This window comes from Halorubrum ruber, assembly GCF_018228765.1.
In the GTDB taxonomy this organism is placed as follows: Archaea; Halobacteriota; Halobacteria; order Halobacteriales; family Haloferacaceae; genus Halorubrum; species Halorubrum ruber.
The window spans coordinates 1,671,972-1,688,363 of record NZ_CP073695.1 but is presented as its reverse complement, the minus strand read 5'-3'; the positions used below and the strand labels follow the sequence as shown (position 1 = coordinate 1,688,363).

Sequence of the window (16,392 nt, the reverse complement as noted above, 5' to 3'; positions counted from 1 at the left end):
CTCACCACACCCGCAGCGTGAGCCGGTAGGTCTCCGGCGGGTCCCCGTCTTCGGGGTCGTCAATGGTGACGATACGGCTCGCCGACGAGACGCTCGTTCCGCCGGGCGGCGCGGGGCCGGCGCGCATCGGGACGGCGGTCCCGTCGTCGGGGTCCAGCCTCTCTATCGCTCCGTGCTGCGTGACCGTGAGGTTGAGCCCGCGCTGGTCGTCGACGCCGAGTTCCGCGTGGAGGTCGTCGGCGTTCGCCGTCCACGCGCAGTCCGACTCCTCGCTCGCCGTCTCGGGGTCCGTCCCGTCGAAGAACGCGATGGTACACGCGTGCGACAGCGTCGCGGTCGAGCCCGCCCCAGCGAGCGAGGGCTCCGCGAGCGACGACTCCGCGAGCCGCGCCGCCCCGCGCTCGGCGACGATGACGGTCGCTCCCTCGCCGACGGCGTACGGCTCCAAGAGAGAGGGGACGAACGCGAAGGTGAATCCGACCGCGACGAGGAACACCGACATCCCGACGACGAAGTCGAGGACCGTCTGCGCGCGGTCACCCGACATAGATCCACACCCCCAGCGCCAGCGTCATCAGGATCACGGCGAACTTCACGCCGGAGATCAGCTCCGCGTCGCGGATGTAGCCGCTGATGAATCCCGAGAGGATCGCCTGGATCGTCACCGCGTGGAAGAACAGCATCGAGAGCACGTCGGGGTCGACGCCGCCCCCGCCGCCGCCGAACCCGGCCCCGCCGCCCCCGTCGCTCTGCGAGACCAGGTCGCCCATCACGTCGATGAACTGCGTCTGGAGGATGGCCATCACGCCGAGCAGCGTGACGTACGTCATCACAATGATCGCCACCTGCATCCGGGTCCGTGACTTCCGTTCGCGTTCGATGTCGTCCTGGTTCTCGGAGGCCTGCGCGGCCGTCGTCAGCACGTCCGTGATCTGCGAGGAGGCCTCCTGCGCCTCGGTGATCAGCTTCACGGTCCGCGCGAGCCGGGGCACCGCGTACGAGTTGTTGAACTCCACGAGGGCGTCACGCAGGCTCATCCCGTAGTTCACCTTCGCGTGGATCACCTCGAACTCCTCGGCGAGCTTCCCGGTCGACGTCTCCGAGACGGTCTGGACGGACTCCAACAGCGTCTGTCCGGTGTCGTTCGCGGAGGAGAGCTTCCTGAGCGTCTCGGAGAGCTTTCCGGTCACCGCCCGGCGCGAGCGCTGGTGCCACTCGTAGAAGAACCCGAGCGGGATCAACACGACGTACAGCGGCACGTAGAGCCAGACGAACGCCGACCACACCGGGCGGGCGACCCACCCGTCGAACGTCGTCGGCGCCGAGCCGGCCGCGGCCGCGACGACGACGAGCGCGAGCGCCGCGGGCACGGTCAACGCGAGGGTGTACAGCGGGTTCTCGCGGAGGAAGAGGTGCGGGGCGGCGAGGATCTCCATCGTCTTGTGGGTCCCCTCGCGGTCGCGGATGCGGTCGAAGACGCCGAACGTCCCGACGAACGCCTCCACGAGTCCGAAGTGGAAGAGCCCCTCTTGGCTCGTCTGTCGGAGCCGTTCGCTGCCGCCGTCCGGCTGGAGGTAGCCGTCGCCGGGCTCGTCCTGTTTCACCGTCGAGACTAACACGAGGAAGCCGACGCCGACCAGAGGGATGAGGACGTAGACGGTCGCGTACAGCAGCCGGTCGTCGGCCTCGCCCATCATTCCCATGATGACGAGGATGATGATGAGGAGGAGGGGGAACAGCGAGAGCGTCATGTACATCTCGCCGAACAGCTCTAAGGTCTCCAGCGTCATCTCGCGCTCCTGTTTCGACGTGCGGAGGTGTTTCTCCTTTTTGTCCTTCAGGAAGCTCTCCATGTCGCCGCCGGAGTTGACGATCGAGAGCATGTCCGCGAGGAACTGCGAGAGCTCGTCGGAGGGGGTCTCCAGCGACTGCTGGCGGATCGCGTTCCGGTAGTCGGTCCCGAAGTACTCCGTCTCGTTGACGATGCTCTGGAACTCGCGGGACACCTCGCCGTAGGTGTCCTCGGCGGTCGCCATTGCGCGCAGGATCTCCAGTTGGTTGAGCCCGCCGACGGAGAGGGCGTACATGAACGACACCGAGTCCGCGAGCAGGAGGTTGATCTCCCGCTTCCGCGCGGAGGCCCGCGAGTACGGGACCGCGACGAGGCCGCCGAACCCGATCGCGAACCCGATCGAGCCGAAGATCAGCCCGCTGAGAAGCACCGCCGTCGGCACGACGAGTGACCGGAGCAGTTCCTTAATCGCGGGCGTCGGCGCGGGGAGTCCGAGCGAGAGCGCCTCGGGGGCGATCAGCCCGAGCGAGAACACCCCGTAGCCGACCAGCGTGCCGAGCGCCCAGAGCGACCCGCCGACCAGCAGTCCGACCGCCAGCGCCAGCGAGACGTACATCTCGACCTGATCGGGCATCCGGGCCTCCGCCAGCTTGCGCTCGACGTCCCCGACGAAGTCGCCCTCGGGGTCGAACAGCAGCTCGAAGACGGGGTAACATAACTCCGCGAGGACGTTCGCGTCGACGCCGCCGTCGCCCGCGTCCACGTCGAGGCTCACGGCGCTGCCCTCGCTACGGGCATGGGATCACCCGTCCTCCGCGGGTTCGACGGCGTCGAACCCCCAGTCGTCGATGTCGTCGGCCGAGCCGTCGTCGCTCGCTTCTTCGTCCACGGTGTCGTCGCGCTCGTCCACTTCCCCCTCAGACTCTCCGCCGTCCCCGTCCGTCTCTCCGTCGTCGACTTCGCCGGCGGGGTCGCCCGCGACGTGGTCCGCGGTGCTGAACCCCTCGCTCACGTCGGGACTCGCATCCGCTTCGGGCTCTCGCTCCGGTTCGGCGTCCGCATCCCTCTCGGGCGGGCCCGCGGGCGACGAGAGCACGTCGACCCCCTCGTCGAACGGCTCCCCGAAGTCGATCCGGTTCGGATCGCCGGAGCCGTCGCCGGCCGCCTCGGAGATCCCCTCGAAGTCGCCGTGCGCGGGGTCCGGAGATGGGGTTCCCGAGGAGTCCGATCCCTCCGCGTCCCGGCGCGGTTTGTCGGGTTCGTCCGAGTCCGTCCCACTCGTCGCCGGTTCCGGACCGGCCGGCTCGTCGTAGGCCGCTTTGGCCTCCCGAGCCGTCTCGGCGAGCGCCTCGCGGTCGCTCGGGGCGGCCTCGACGTCGCCCGCGTAGTCCATCTCTAAGAGGGCGTTGGCGACCGAGTCAGGCACCTCGCCGCGGTACGTCTCGAACAGGTCCTCGGCGGCGTCGAGTATCTCCGCGGCCTCCGCCTCGCCGTCCGCGTCCGGCGTCGGCCGGGGGACCAGCGCCTCCTTCTCGCGGTCGACGTTGATCAGCACCGACTCCATCTCGCGGAGGTCCTCCAGCGAGCGCTCCAGCTCCTCGTTGGCCATCAGGGCGAGGACCGTCTCCGGGTCGTTGATGAACGCCTGGAACGTCGCCGCCACCTGCGCGTAGCTGTTCAGCCCGCGGTCGATGAGGTAGGCTAACACGACTCTACGCTTACGAAGCTCCTCGTCGAGGGTCGCCCGGCTCCAGCCGCGGTCGAACATGATGTCCTCGAGGGTGTTCGAGTCGCCCATCTGGAGGAACTCGTCCGTCTCCGCCTGCCACTGGAACACGTCCTGAACGTTGATCTCGTCGTTCTCGGCGTCGTAGTGGTTGATCTCCGTGATCGACTTGTTCCGGCGCACCTTCTTCCCCTGAACCCGCGTCGACGTCTGGATCGAGACCAGATCGAGCGCCGTGAACATCGTCTTCGAGACGTTGATCGGGTCGGTGGTGAACCGCTTGAGTACCTCGCCGACGGAGTCGGCGTGGAACGTCGTGTAGGTGGTGTGTCCGGTGGACATCACCTGGAAGGCGGTGCGGCCCTCCTCGCCGCGGATCTCGCCCATCACGATGTAGTCGGGGCGCTGGCGGAGCGCGGCCTCCAGTAAGTCGAACTCGTCGATATCGCCCTTGTCGTCGTCGGAGAAGGAGGGGCGCGTGACGGAGGCGATCCAGTTGCGCTGGGGGAGTTCGACCTCGCGCGTGTCCTCGATGGAGACGATCTTCGCGTTCGAGGGGATGAAAAGCGAGACGGCGTTCAGGCTCGTCGTCTTCCCGGACGCGGTGCCGCCGGCGAAGATCAGGCTCTTGTGGTTCTCGATCGAGAGCCAGAGGAATGCCATCTCGTCGAGCGAGAACGTCTTCCAGTTGATCAGGTCGATGGGGGTGAAGGGGACGTCGTTGAACTGGCGAATCGTGTAGTTGGTCCCGTGGTCGGACACCTCGCGGCCGAGCGTGAGCTGGGCGCGCGAGCCGTCGGGGAGGGTGGCGTCCACCTGCGGCCGGCGCTTCGAGATCCCCTTCCCGGAGCGCTGGGCGAGCTTCACGACGAAGTCGTCGAGCTCGTCGGTGCCGTGGTAGACGTTGGTGATGATCTGCTCGTACTCTGAGTGGTAGACGAAGACCGGAGAGTTGTACCCGTCACAGGAGATGTCCTCCACGTTGATGTCGTACTTGATCGGGTCGATCCGCTCGTAGCCGACGAAGTCCCGCTTGAGGTAGTACAGCAGCTTCTCGACCTGGTGGGCCGACAGGGTCCGAGAGTCCTCCGCGAGCACCGCGGGCTCCGGGCGGGCGCTAATCGACGGCGGGTCGGCCGGTTCCTCGGTCGGGGGCTCGTAGCCCAGCGACTCCGCGATCCGGCCGGCGATCCCCTCCGTCGGGTCGATACCGAACCGGTCGACCAGCGTGTCCGCGATGCCGCGCTCGTCGCCCTCGTCCTCGTAGAGCCCGTAGCGGTCGAGCAGCGTGCGCGTCTCCTCGACTATCACTTCCTCGCGGAACGCCTCGTCGCCGCCCGCGATGGACTCGTCGGCGTACTTGATCGACGTGCGGAGCTTCCCGGTGAGGAACTCCGTGAGGTCCGCCTCGATCTCCGTCCGGTACGGCTGGACGGCGTAGTACTTCGCCTCGTTCTCCTTCCGAGACCGAAAGACGATGACGAACGCGTACGGCTTGTTCACCCAGTAGCGCTCCTCTTCTTGGAAGTGCGTCTTCTTCGGCATCGGTACCGCCTTCTCCAAGTCGTACCGGTTCGTCAGCGTGGTGTGGCCCTCGTCGGTCGAGAAGAACGCGTCCTCGTCGACCTCGGGGTTGACGTCCACGGTCCGCTCGTCGACGAGGTCGGCGAGGTCGGCCGCCGCGGCACCCCCCGCGCCGAGCAGGTCCTCGGTCCGGTCCGGATCGAATCCGAGCGCCTCGGTCTTGTCCTCGTGGGTGAACTCCAGCGGCACCGCCTCTCCCTCCTCGTTCTCCTCGGTCGGCGGGTTCCCCTCCTCGTCGAGGAAGAACTCCTCGCGGTAGTCGTCCCACGTGTAGTACCCCTTCAACACCGGGACGGAGTAGGGGTCGTACCGGGCCGCGCACAGGTCCCAGAGGACGTCTCCGACCGCGGCCGCGGCGCGGAACCGGTAGTCGGTCTCGCTCGGGTCGAACCCGAGGAGCGTCGCCGGGTCGAACTCGACCCGGTTCCACTCGTCCGGAGTCGGCGCGCGCGACGGGACCGACTCGACGTCGCCGCCGGACGCGACAACGACCCCAGAGACGCCGCCGCGGCCGACCGGGGTGTCGAAGACCGTCTCGGGGCCGGTATCAACGCGTTCGGCCTCGTCCGAGTCCGTCTCGTCCGCATCTCCCACTTCGTCCGAGTCCGTCTCGTCGGCGTCGGATCGCGCCTCGTCCGGCGCAGCGTCTTCGACGGTCTCGGCGTCCGCGTTTTTTTCGGAGTTCTCCTCGTCAGCGGTGTCTTTCTCGCGCTCGTCCTTGTCGGCGGGTTCGGGCGTCGCCGGCGCCGCCACCAGCTCACCGGTCGGCACGACGGCGCCCCCGTCGAGGACGACGGCGTCGGTGCCGACCACGAGCGTCCCCCGCTCGGGGGTTCCGTGGCCGGGGACGTCGGTCTCGCCGTCCGCCTCGAAGGGCTCGTCGACGCCCGGGGCGCGGACGACCCGGTCGACGCCGTTGGGAAGATGAAGCGCGACGGCGTCCGCCGGGACGACCGGCGCGTCCGGTACGTCGGCGTACACGCGCTCGGCGGCGTCCTCGCGTCCTCGTTCCGCCAGCAGCGATCGCCAGGTGTACCGGTCGGTGACGACCGGCGCGCCGTCGTTCGTTTCGTCCCGCTCGTCGGACCCCCGGGCGACGGACGCCCCGCCGTCCGAATCGGCCGTCTCGTGTCGTTCTTCCGGCTCAGCGCCCGTCGAGTCCGCCGATTCCTCTTCCGCCATGTCCGTGTCTACCGCGTCCGGTTCGGTCGTGTCCGCGTCCTTCGGCTCGGACTCGGACGCGCCGGACGCCGAGCGATCGCCCTCGGGGTCGGATCGGGGGGCGGACCGCTCGGCGTCCTCGTTGGCCATGGTCGAGGGAACGGCGCGTCCGTTGAAAAAGGTGTCTCGCAAAACACCGCGATTGATAATCGTCGTCGACGGGCGGATTTTAGGCCCCCGCGCACCGATCGGCGATCGTGTCACGCGCCGAGCGACTCCGACGGCTTCGACGACTGCGCCGGCCGTCGGTCAGGCGGCGGGTCCGGGCGGCGATCGCCGAGGAACTGCTCGGGACGCCGCGGAGCCTCGCCGTCGTCTGCGCGTTCACCGCGTTCATGCTCGCGGTGGGGATCGGGTACTACGCGCCGACCGCGGGCGAGGTGCCGATCGCGCTCTGGCCGCTGTACGCGGACTCGGCGGTCGCGGTCGCGCTCGGCGGCGCAGTCCTCGCGACCCTCGTCGCGACCGTGCGACGCGGCGGCAACGTCACCGCGGACGCTCCCACGTCGCGGCCGTTGGCGTACCTCCACACGCTCGCGTTCGTCTGGCTGGTCCAGTTCGGCGTCTGGCCGCTGGTCTCGCTTAACCTCGCGTTCGGCGAGTACGTCGCCGCGCCCGACGCCTGGATCTACTACTGGGGCGTGATCGGCACGCACCTGCTGTTCGTGGGGCTCGCGTTGCTGTTCCCCGCCTTCGGACGCACGACCCGCGGGGCGCTCGCGACGGCGCTCGCGCTCGGCGTCGTAAACGTCGTCATCGACTACGGGTTCGGTTTCCACCCGCCGCTACTGTACGAGCCGGGCCCCGGACTGGCGGCCGCGACGCTCGCCATCGCGGTCGGAGCAGTCGCGCTCGCGGCGCACTCGTTCCGATGGCTGGGGGAGGAGACGGACTGAGCCGCGCTCGGAAACGCCGAGCCCGGCTAGTGTCATTTAAATAACCGAATAGCTCCATCAAACGTCACTTAAATGTGTTAAAAGGGCGCGGCGGGATCCACGCGAGCGAGCGGAGCGAGCGAGCGTGGAGCCAGTCGCGCCCGTGACTGAGCGAAGCGAAGGAACGGGCGCGACGGGATTCGAACCCGCGATCGAGAGGTTAGGAACCTCTCGCCCTGTCCGCTAGGCCACGCGCCCAGAACGGATGGAGAAAACGGAACTGCGGGGATCGGTCGGCGGAGGGGGCCGGCTTACGTGCTGGTTTCCTTGTCGGTCTCGGTCTCGAGCTCGTCGAGGTCGTCGTCCTCGTCGTCGAGCGTCGAGTCCGCCTTTTCGCCGTCTTGCATGTCTTTCAGCTCCTCTTCGACCTGTTCGCGGCCCTTCTTGAACTCTCCCATCGCCTGCCCGGTCGACCGAGCGAGCTTCGGGATCTTGTTCGCCCCGAACAGCAGGACCAACACGAGCAGGATGATGAGGAGCTCCGGCCCCGCCGGAATGCCGCCGATTAGTGGTGTCGCACTTACCATCTCTGTCTCGCAGTAGCCCTGTGTCGATTATAGTCTTTTTGCCTCGTCCGATTCGACGCGCGGGCCGCCCGAGTCAGTCCGCCCGGGAAAAATGCGTGAAGTACCAGCTGCCGTCGTAGCGGACGAGCGGGACGACCTCCCCGTCAGCCGAGAGCGCGTCGAGGACCGTCGCGAACGCCTCCGAGTGTGGCGGGGACTCGGCGTACTCAGAATCGACGGCCTCGTCGAGGACCGCTCGCTGGTCCGCGGTCGGATCGTCGATCGACCGGCCGCGCTCCTCGCCGACGGCCCGACGGAACTCGCGCTGCGACGAGGCGACGCGGTCGGCGCGGACGGCGACCGTCGCGACATTGACCGACCGTTCCCCCTCGAACGCGAACCGGAGCAGTTCGCCGTCCCACTCGACCCGTTGGCCGTCGTTTTCGGGGACGAACCGCGAGCGCTCCCGCCGCTCGGCGGACGCGTACGCGAACGTGACTCCGAACGGCGGGTAGTGCGGCGCGTGGATCAGCGACGCGTCGCCGAGGGCGTCCCGAACGACGTCCCGGTCGTGCTCCGGGAGGTCGGCGAACGGGACGCTCGACGGGGGACCGAGAAGGAACGAGTCGACGGAATCGACCTCGACCGTGTACGCGTAGCCCGGTGCCGCGACGGAATCGACCGTTTCGGTCTCGACGCAGTAGTACTCGGCGTCGTCGGTGACGACGTACGGCGCCGAGACGCCGGGGCCGTAGTACCCGTCGACGGTCCCTTCCCCGCCGTCGATCGCGGTCCGGACGGCCGCCCGTCCCGCGTGGCCGACGGCGTCGACCGGCGTGCTGAACTCGTTGGAGACGCCGACCGGCGAGGCTTCGTCGAGTTGAAGCACCGTCTCCGCGCGAGCGCCGTCCGCTTGGTCGTTCGTGGAACAGCCCGACAGCGCAGTTAGTGACGCGGTCGCCGTGAGCAGTACTGTCCGTCGACGGGAGAGGCGGCGTGGAGGGCGGGACATCATTGGCCCTTCGTCTTCGGGGCACTTGGTTCTCTCCCCGGACCGCCGACTGGGCCGGCTCCCCTCCCCCGCGATACGGTTCGAGGAATGAGCGTCCTGCGGAGTTCCGCCGTCGAAACCGTGATACCCGCGGCCGACGAGATGTCTGATATGACAGACGTCGGCGATGACGCCCCCGACTTCACCGGATCGCTCGTGGACGGCGACATCGAACCCTTCCGCCTCTCGGACCACCTCGGCGACGAGCCGGTCGTCCTCGCCTTCTTCCCCGCCGCCTTCTCGAACACCTGTACCGACGAGATGGAGGCGCTCCGCGACGGGTTCGACCGCGACGACTGCACCCTGTTCGGCGTGAGCACCGACCTCCCGCACGCGCTCGGCGCGTACCGCGCGCAGTACGACCTCCCGTTCGCCTTGGTCGCCGACCCGGACCACCGCGCGATCGAGGCGTACGACGTGATCGAGGCGTTCGAGGGCTACGGCGTCGAGACGGTCGCGCAGCGCGCCGTCTTCGTGATCGACGCGGACGGGACCGTGACGTACCGCTGGCTCGCGGACAACGCCGGACAGGAGCCGGACTACGAAGCGCTCGACGAGGCGGTGGCGGACGCGACCGCCTGAAGGGTGAAGGTAGCGGACGCGACCCCGAAGTGGTTCAGGCGGGGTCGCGCAGCGCCTCCAGCGCCTCCGGGTTCTCCATCGAGGAGAGGTCGCCGGGGTCCTCATCGTTATACACCGACTCGATCGCGCGCCGGATGATCTTCCCCGACTGCGTCTTGGGGAACGCGTCGACGAACAGCAGCTCTCGCGGCCGGAACGGCTTGCCGTGCTCGTCGCCCACCAGCGCCCGTAGCTCGTCGCGGAGGTCGTCGCTCGGGTCGACGCCCGGTTCGAGGACGACGTACGCGACGACCGCAGTGCCGGTGGTTTCGTCGGGGACGCCGACCGCGGCCGCCTGATTGACGGCGTCGTGGTCGATGAGGACGCCCTCGATCTCGGCCGGGCCGACCTTCCGGCCCGCGACGTTGAGCGCGTCGTCGGCGCGGCCGTGGAGGAACCAGAAGCCGTCCGAATCCTTCTGCGCGAAGTCGCCGTGGTCCCACAGGTCGGGCCACGTCGACCAGTACTCGTCGAGGTAGCGCTCGTCGCCCGACCACAGCGACTTCGTCATCGACGGACACGAGTCGCGCGCGACGAGGTAGCCGCGCTGGCCCGACTCCCTGACGGACTCGCCGGTCTCGTCGACGATGTCGATGTCCATCCCGAGGCCCGGCCCGCCGAGCGTACAGGGCTTGAGCGGCTGGTTCGGCATCGGCATCAGGAAGCAGCCGCAGATCTCCGTGCCCCCGGAGATGTTGACGATGGGGCACTCCCCGCTGCCGACCGCGTCGTAGAACCACCGCCACGACTCGGGGTCCCACGGCTCGCCGGTGGAACCCAAGATTCGGAGCGAGGAGAGGTCGTGGCCCTCCACCCACTGATCCCCGTGCTTGCGGAGCGCCCGGATCGCGGTCGGCGAGATGCCGAACTGCGTGATCCCGTGTCGGTCGATCAGCTCCCAGAAGCGGTCCGGCTCGGGATGGTCGGGCGCGCCCTCGTACATCACCACGGTCCCGCCGAACGCGTGGTTGCCGATCAGCGTCCACGGCCCCATCATCCAGCCGATGTCAGAGACCCAGAAGAACCGGTCGGCGGGCTTCTGGTCGAAGCCGAAGTGGATCTCCTTGGCGCACTGCGTGAGGACGCCGGCGTGGGTGTGGACGATCCCCTTGGGCTCGCCGGTGGTCCCCGAGGAGTACAGCAGCATGGACTCCTGGTCGCTCGGGAGGTGCTTCGTCTCGTACGCGGACGGCTGCGAGCCGACCGCCTCCTCCCACGTCCGGTCGCGGTCGTCGTTCCACGGGACGGGGTCAGCGGTGGCTCCGGAGTCGGCGGCGTCACCCGCGGGCGTCGCCCCGAGCCGGTCGTACACGACGACCTCCTCGACCTGCCCCGCGTCCGCGATCGCCTCGTCCGCGGTCCCCTTCAGTCGGACCTCACTGCCCCGCCGGTAGAACCCGTCGCCGGTGAAAAGTACCGAGGGCTCCGCGTCTTCGATCCGCGTCGCGGTCGCCTCGCGGCCGAAGCCGGAGAATATCGGCACGGCGATCGCGCCGACCTTCAGGCAGCCGTAGAGGATGGAGACGACCTCGGGCACCATCGGCATGTAGAGGCCGACGGTGTCGCCGGTCTCGATCCCGGCCTCCGTCAGGTAGTTCGCGACCCTGTCGCTCTGCCGGCGGAGCTCGTGGAAGGTGATCTCGCGGACGTCGCCGGGCTCGCCCTCCCAGATCAGCGCGACGCGGTTCCGGTTCGGCGAGTCGACCGCGGCGTGGCGGTCGACGACGTTGTGCGCGACGTTGATCTCGCCGCCGGGGTACCAGTCGGAGAACTGCGGACCATCGGAGTCGTCGCGAACCGCGTCGTAGTCGGTGTAGAAGTCGATGTCGAGGTAGTCGACGATCTCGTCCCAGAACCAGTCGACGCCGGACGCGGGCTCGCCCTCGACCTCGGAGGTGGTCCGCTCGATGAGCGCCTCGTAGTCGTCGATCCCGTACTCGCGCATGAACGAGGCGACGTTCGTCGACTCGGCGAACGCCTCGCTCGGCTCGTGTACGACCTCGTCTATCCCCTCGTACTCGTCCATCTCGTGCGGTGATTTTCGCGGCGACAGTAAGTAACTTTCCTGAAGGATCTATCGTAGGTCGGCGCACTCGCCCGCGACCGCGACGGTCTCGGAGTCGACCGACACCTCCCCGTCGTACAGCGCACAGGTCCCGGCGTCCCACGCGAGCCGCCCCTCCCAGTCGGCGCCGGTCACCGTTACCTCGTGTCGGCCCGTCGCCCCTACGGCGACCTCGAACGCCCGAGCGACGCCGGCGTCGACGCGGTCGGACTCCTCGGCGTAGGTGGTCCCGTCGTCGCCCGCGACGGTCACCTCCACGTCGACCGGGCCGTCGCCGTCGTTGCGGACTGTCAGGTCGAGTCGACTCGGGTCGGGGTCGGAGCCGAGACAGCCGGCGGCCGCGACCGCGAGCGCGCCAGTCCCCGCGGCGAGGAGTCTGCGGCGTTCCATGGCGATCGCTCGTCGCGGCGGGACTTCAAGCCCGGACACGCGGCTCGCGGTCGGCGGGGAACGCGAAAACGGGTCGGCTCGCGGGAGGCGGCTACTCGTCGTCGTCCGTCTCTTCCTCGTCCGCCGCGGCGTGGACCGACTCGGGGACGATGTCGACGGAGGCGACCTCGTCGTCGGGGTCGAGATTCATCACGATGACGCCCTTCGTGTTGCGGCTCACCGTCGAGATCTCCTCGACGCGGGTCCGCATGATCTGCCCGGCCCCGCTCATCGCGACGAGGTGGTCGCCGTAGGTGACGGCCTCGATAGCGACGACCTCGCCGTTGCGGTCGCCGGTCTTGATGTCGACGAGCCCCTTCCCGTTGCGCGACTGCGGGCGGTACTCGTCGAGGTCGGAGCGCTTCCCGTATCCGTTCTCGGTGACGGTGAGCACCCAGTTGTGGTACTCCTCGTCGATCGCGGCGACGCCGGCGACGGCGTCGCCCTCGCGGAGGTCGATGCCGATCACGCCGCGGGCCGTGCGGCCCATCGCGCGGGCGTCCGACTCGTCGAAGCGGATCGCCATCCCGTTCCGGCTGCCGATGACGATGTCGCGCTCGCCGTCGGTCACCTCGACGTCGACGAGTTCGTCGCCGTCCTCCAGTCGGATCGCGCGGATCCCCGTCGACCGGATGTTGCCGAACTCGTCGACGGCGGTCCGCTTGATGTAGCCGTCGCGGGTGACCATCGTGAGGAACTCGTCGTCGTCGAGGTCCTCGGTGTTGACCACCGACTCGATCTCCTCGCCGTCGTCGAGGTCGAGGAGGTTGACCGCGGACTTCCCGCGGGCCGTGCGGGACATCTCCGGGATCTCGTAGGTCTTCAGCTCGTAGATCTGCCCGCGGTTCGTGAACACCAGCAGGTAGTCGTGGGAGCTGGCCGCGAACACGGAGGAGACGCGGTCGCCCTCCTTGAGTCCGGTGCCGATGATCCCCTTGCCGCCGCGGTTCTGCGCGCGGAACTCGTCGAGCGGCATCCGCTTGATGTAGTCGTCCTCGCTCATCACGACGACGCACTCCTCTTCGGGGATGAGGTCCTCGTGGGTCACGTCGCCCGCGTCCTCGATGAAGCTCGTGCGGCGCTCGTCGTCGTACTCGGCTTTGATCTCCCGGAGCTCGTCGACGATCACCTGGTCGAGCTCGTCGGGGTCCGAGAGGATCGTCTCCAGCCGCTCGATCCGCGCTTTCACTTCCTCGTACTCCTCCTCGATCTCGGCAGTCTCCATCGAGGTGAGCGAGCCGAGCTGCATCCGGACGATGTGGGCCGCCTGCGCCTCGGTGAAGTCGAACGCCGACTCCAGCGCGGCCTTCGCGGCGTCGCGGTCGTCGGAGTCTTGGATCGTCTCGACGACGCTGTCGACGTTGTCGAGCGCCTTCAGGCGGCCTTCGAGGATGTGCGCGCGGTCCTCGCGCTCCGCGAGCTCGTGCTCAGAGCGCCGGCGCACGACCTCGCGGCGGTGTTCGACGTAGTGCTCTAAGGTCTGCTTGAGGTCCAGCACCTGCGGCGAGCCGTCGACCAAGGCGAGGTTGATGACGCCGAAGGTGCGTTCGAGGTGGCTCTCCAACAGCTGGTTCTTGACGACCTCGGCCATCGCGTCGCGCTTGAGCTCGACAACGATCCGGATCCCGTCGCGGTCGGACTCGTCGCGGAGGTCGCGGATCCCCTCGATGGCGCCCTCGTTGACGTCCTCCGCGATGCGCTCGACGAGCCGCGACTTGTTCTGCTGGAAGGGGAGCTCGCTGATGACGATCCGTCCCTCCTCCTCGAGGACCTCGAACTCCGCGCGGACGCGGATCCGCCCGCGACCCGTCTTGTACGCCTTGTGGACCGCGTTCCGCCCGACGATGTTCGCGCCGGTCGGGAAGTCCGGCCCCTTGACGTGTTCCATCAGGTCCTCGACGCTCGCGTCGGGGGTCTGGATTAGCTCGACGGTGGCGTCGATCACCTCGCCGAGGTTGTGCGGGGGATGTTCGTCGACATCCCGACGGCGATGCCCGACGAGCCGTTGACGAGCAGGTTCGGGAACGCCGCGGGCAGCACCTCGGGCTCCTCGAGGCGGTCGTCGTAGTTCGCCTGGAAGTCGACGGTGTCGCGCTCGATGTCCGCCATGAGCTCCTCGGCGATGGGCGACATCCGCGCCTCCGTGTACCGCATCGCGGCCGGCGGGTCGCCGTCGACCGAACCGAAGTTCCCCTGCCCGTCGACGAGCGGGTAGCGCATCGAGAAGTCCTGGGCCATCCGCGCGAGCGTGTCGTAGATGGCGCTGTCGCCGTGCGGGTGGTAGTCGCCCATCGTCTCGCCGACGACGGAGGAGGACTTGCGGTGCGCGGAGTTGCTCGTCACGCCCGCCTCGTTCATCGCGAAGAGGATGCGGCGGTGGACGGGCTTGAGCCCGTCGCGCACGTCGGGGAGCGCCCGCCCCGCGATGACGGACATCGCGTAGTCGATGTACGACTGCTCCATCTCGTCTTCGATGCGCGCGTTCGTCACCTGCGCCGCGCGTACGTCGCCGGGGTCGGCGTCAGGGGTCTCCGAGCTCATATGTCCACCCACTCCGCCTCGGTCGCGTGCTCCTTGATGAACTGCTTCCTCGGCTCGACCGCGTCACCCATCAGCACGTTGAACATCCGGTCCGCCGCGGCCGCGTCGTCGATGGTGATCCGCTTGAGCCGGCGGTTCTCCGGGTCCATCGTGGTGTCCCACAGCTGGTCCGGGTTCATCTCGCCGAGCCCCTTGAACCGCTGGACCTGTGTGGGGTTGCCGTCGCACTCCTCCTCGACGATGCGGTCGCGCTCCTCCTCGGTCATCGCGTCGTACGTGTTCCCGCGGTACCGGACGCGGTAGAGGGGCGGCTGGGCCGCGTACACGTAGCCCGCTTCGAGCAGCGGCTTCATGTGGCGGTAGAGGAGGGTCAAGAGGAGGGTTCTGATATGGGCTCCGTCGACATCTGCATCGGTCATGAGAATTATTTTATTATATCTGACATCTTCGATGTCGAATTCTTCTCCGATCCCCGCGCCGATCGCGGTGATCAGCGCGCGGATCTCGTCGTTCTCGAGGATGCGGTCGAGGCGGTGTTTCTCGACGTTGAGGATCTTCCCCTTCAGCGGGAGTATCGCCTGGTTCTCGCGGTTCCGGCCCTGCTTGGCCGAGCCGCCCGCGGAGTCGCCCTCGACGACGAACAGCTCCGCCTCGGTGGGGTCGCGCGTTTGACAGTCCGCCAGCTTACCGGGGAGTGCCGTCGACTCCAGCGCCGACTTCCGGCGGGTGAGCTCCTCCGCCTTCTTGGCGGCCTTCCGCGCCCTGGCGGCCTCGGCGGCCTTGTGGACGACCTTCTCTGCGGTGTCGGGGTTCTCCTCGAAGAAGGTGCCGAGCTTCTCGTGGGTCGCGGACTCGACGACGCCGCGGACCTCGCTGTTGCCGAGCTTCGTCTTCGTCTGGCCCTCGAACTGCGGGTCGGGGTGTTTCACCGAGACGACCGCCGTGAGCCCCTCGCGGACGTCCTCGCCCTTGAGGTTCGCGTCGAGGTCGTCGACGAGCCCGTGCTCGTTGGCGTAGTCGTTGACGGTGCGCGTGAGGGCGGTCTTGAAACCGGTGAGGTGGGTGCCGCCCTCGCGGGTGTTGATGTTGTTGGCGAACGCGTGGACGGAGCCCTGGAGCTCCTCGGTCGCCTGCATCGCGACCTCGACGTGGACGCCGTCGGTCTCGTCCTCGAAGTAGATGACCTCCTCGTGGATCGGCGAGCGCGTCTCGTTGAGGTACGCGACGAACTCGCGGATGCCGCCGTCGTACTTGAACGTCTCCTCGGTGTCGTCGCGGTCGTCGACGAGGCGGATCTCGACGCCGGAGTTGAGGAACGCGAGCTCGCGCAGCCGGTTGGCGAGCGTCGACGTCTGGAACTCCGTGGTCTCGAAGATCTCCTCGTCGGGCCAGAATCGGATCTCCGTGCCCGTCGACTCGCCCGATTCCATGTCGCGGACGCGCTCGAAGCCGTCCTCCGCGGGCTCACCGCGGGCGAATCGATGGCGGAAGACGCCGCCGTCGCGTTTTACCTCGACCTCCAAGCGCTCGGAGAGCGCGTTCACGACGCTGACGCCGACGCCGTGGAGCCCGCCGGAGACCTGGTACGACTTGGAGTCGAACTTCCCGCCGGCGTGGAGGACCGTCAGGATGACCTCCAGTGCGGGCCGGTCGTACTCCTCGTGGGTGTCGACCGGAATTCCCCGCCCGTCGTCGCTGACGGAGACGGAGCCGTCGTCGTGGATCCGCACCTCGATCTCCTCGCAGTATCCCGCGAGCGCCTCGTCAATGGAGTTGTCGACGACCTCGTAGACGAGATGGTGGAGCCCTCGACCGTCCGTGGACCCGATGTACATCGCCGGTCGCTTACGGACGGCCTGTAGGCCCTCGAGGACCTGAATCTGGCCGGCTCCGTATTCGCTCTGCTCTGACATAGGAACTT

Annotated in this window: 10 protein-coding genes, 1 tRNA gene and 1 pseudogene; 2 read left to right on the top strand and 10 right to left on the bottom strand. The window is 68.2% G+C overall.

Annotated elements, in window-relative coordinates; all coding sequences use genetic code 11:
• Position 1 precedes the first annotated feature (1 nt).
• The 3 genes from J7656_RS08395 to J7656_RS08385 are packed head-to-tail and all read right to left on the bottom strand — an operon-like array spanning position 2 to position 6,413.
• Entirely contained in the window at positions 2-547 is a 546-nt protein-coding gene (locus J7656_RS08395; RefSeq protein WP_211553031.1) for a DUF7287 family protein, read from the bottom strand.
• On the bottom strand, positions 537-2,567 hold the full coding sequence (locus J7656_RS08390) for a type II secretion system F family protein (protein ID WP_017343323.1): 2,031 nt from the start codon (positions 2,565-2,567) through the stop codon (positions 537-539). The genes J7656_RS08395 and J7656_RS08390 overlap by 11 nt, the downstream gene beginning before the upstream one ends.
• A 27-nt stretch (positions 2,568-2,594) precedes the next feature.
• On the bottom strand, positions 2,595-6,413 hold the full coding sequence (locus J7656_RS08385) for an ATPase, T2SS/T4P/T4SS family (RefSeq protein ID WP_211553030.1): 3,819 nt from the start codon (positions 6,411-6,413) through the stop codon (positions 2,595-2,597).
• A gap of 107 nt (positions 6,414-6,520) precedes the next feature.
• On the opposite strand from J7656_RS08385, the gene J7656_RS08380 reads away from it, so the two are divergent.
• Positions 6,521-7,219 carry a DUF1405 domain-containing protein gene (locus J7656_RS08380; protein ID WP_211553029.1) on the top strand — a complete coding sequence of 233 codons (699 nt, stop codon included), beginning with the start codon at positions 6,521-6,523 and terminating at the stop codon, positions 7,217-7,219.
• A gap of 164 nt (positions 7,220-7,383) precedes the next feature.
• Here J7656_RS08380 and J7656_RS08375 read toward each other — a convergent pair.
• From J7656_RS08375 to J7656_RS08365, 3 genes are all read right to left on the bottom strand, one after another.
• Positions 7,384-7,456 (bottom strand) — tRNA-Arg (locus J7656_RS08375).
• Between the two features lie 53 nt (positions 7,457-7,509).
• Complete coding sequence (locus tag J7656_RS08370; protein ID WP_004595696.1) at positions 7,510-7,785, bottom strand: Sec-independent protein translocase subunit TatA/TatB; 276 nt, start codon at positions 7,783-7,785, stop codon at positions 7,510-7,512.
• A gap of 73 nt (positions 7,786-7,858) precedes the next feature.
• A complete protein-coding gene (locus tag J7656_RS08365) occupies positions 7,859-8,776 on the bottom strand; it encodes a hypothetical protein (protein ID WP_211553028.1) in 918 nt (305 codons plus the stop codon).
• A gap of 150 nt (positions 8,777-8,926) precedes the next feature.
• Here J7656_RS08365 and J7656_RS08360 point away from each other — a divergent pair, with 150 nt between their 5' ends.
• Positions 8,927-9,397 carry a redoxin domain-containing protein gene (locus J7656_RS08360; protein ID WP_026046226.1) on the top strand — a complete coding sequence of 157 codons (471 nt, stop codon included), beginning with the start codon at positions 8,927-8,929 and terminating at the stop codon, positions 9,395-9,397.
• Positions 9,398-9,431: 34 nt separating this feature from the next.
• On the opposite strand, the gene J7656_RS08355 is transcribed toward J7656_RS08360, so the two are convergent.
• The 4 genes and pseudogenes from J7656_RS08355 to gyrB all read right to left on the bottom strand — a co-directional run bounded on the left by J7656_RS08355 (position 9,432) and on the right by gyrB (position 16,384).
• A complete protein-coding gene (locus J7656_RS08355; RefSeq protein WP_211553027.1) occupies positions 9,432-11,462 on the bottom strand; it encodes an AMP-binding protein in 2,031 nt (676 codons plus the stop codon).
• A 48-nt stretch (positions 11,463-11,510) separates the two neighbouring features.
• Positions 11,511-11,891 (bottom strand): hypothetical protein, encoded by a 381-nt coding sequence (locus J7656_RS08350; RefSeq protein WP_017343329.1) that lies wholly within the window; start codon positions 11,889-11,891, stop codon positions 11,511-11,513.
• 91 nt (positions 11,892-11,982) lie between these two features.
• A pseudogene (gyrA, locus tag J7656_RS08345) lies at positions 11,983-14,471 on the bottom strand (DNA gyrase subunit A).
• Positions 14,468-16,384, bottom strand: coding sequence for a DNA topoisomerase (ATP-hydrolyzing) subunit B (gene gyrB, locus J7656_RS08340; protein ID WP_017343331.1), 1,917 nt, complete (start codon positions 16,382-16,384; stop codon positions 14,468-14,470). The pseudogene gyrA and the gene gyrB overlap by 4 nt, the downstream one beginning before the upstream one ends.
• Positions 16,385-16,392: the final 8 nt, after the last annotated feature.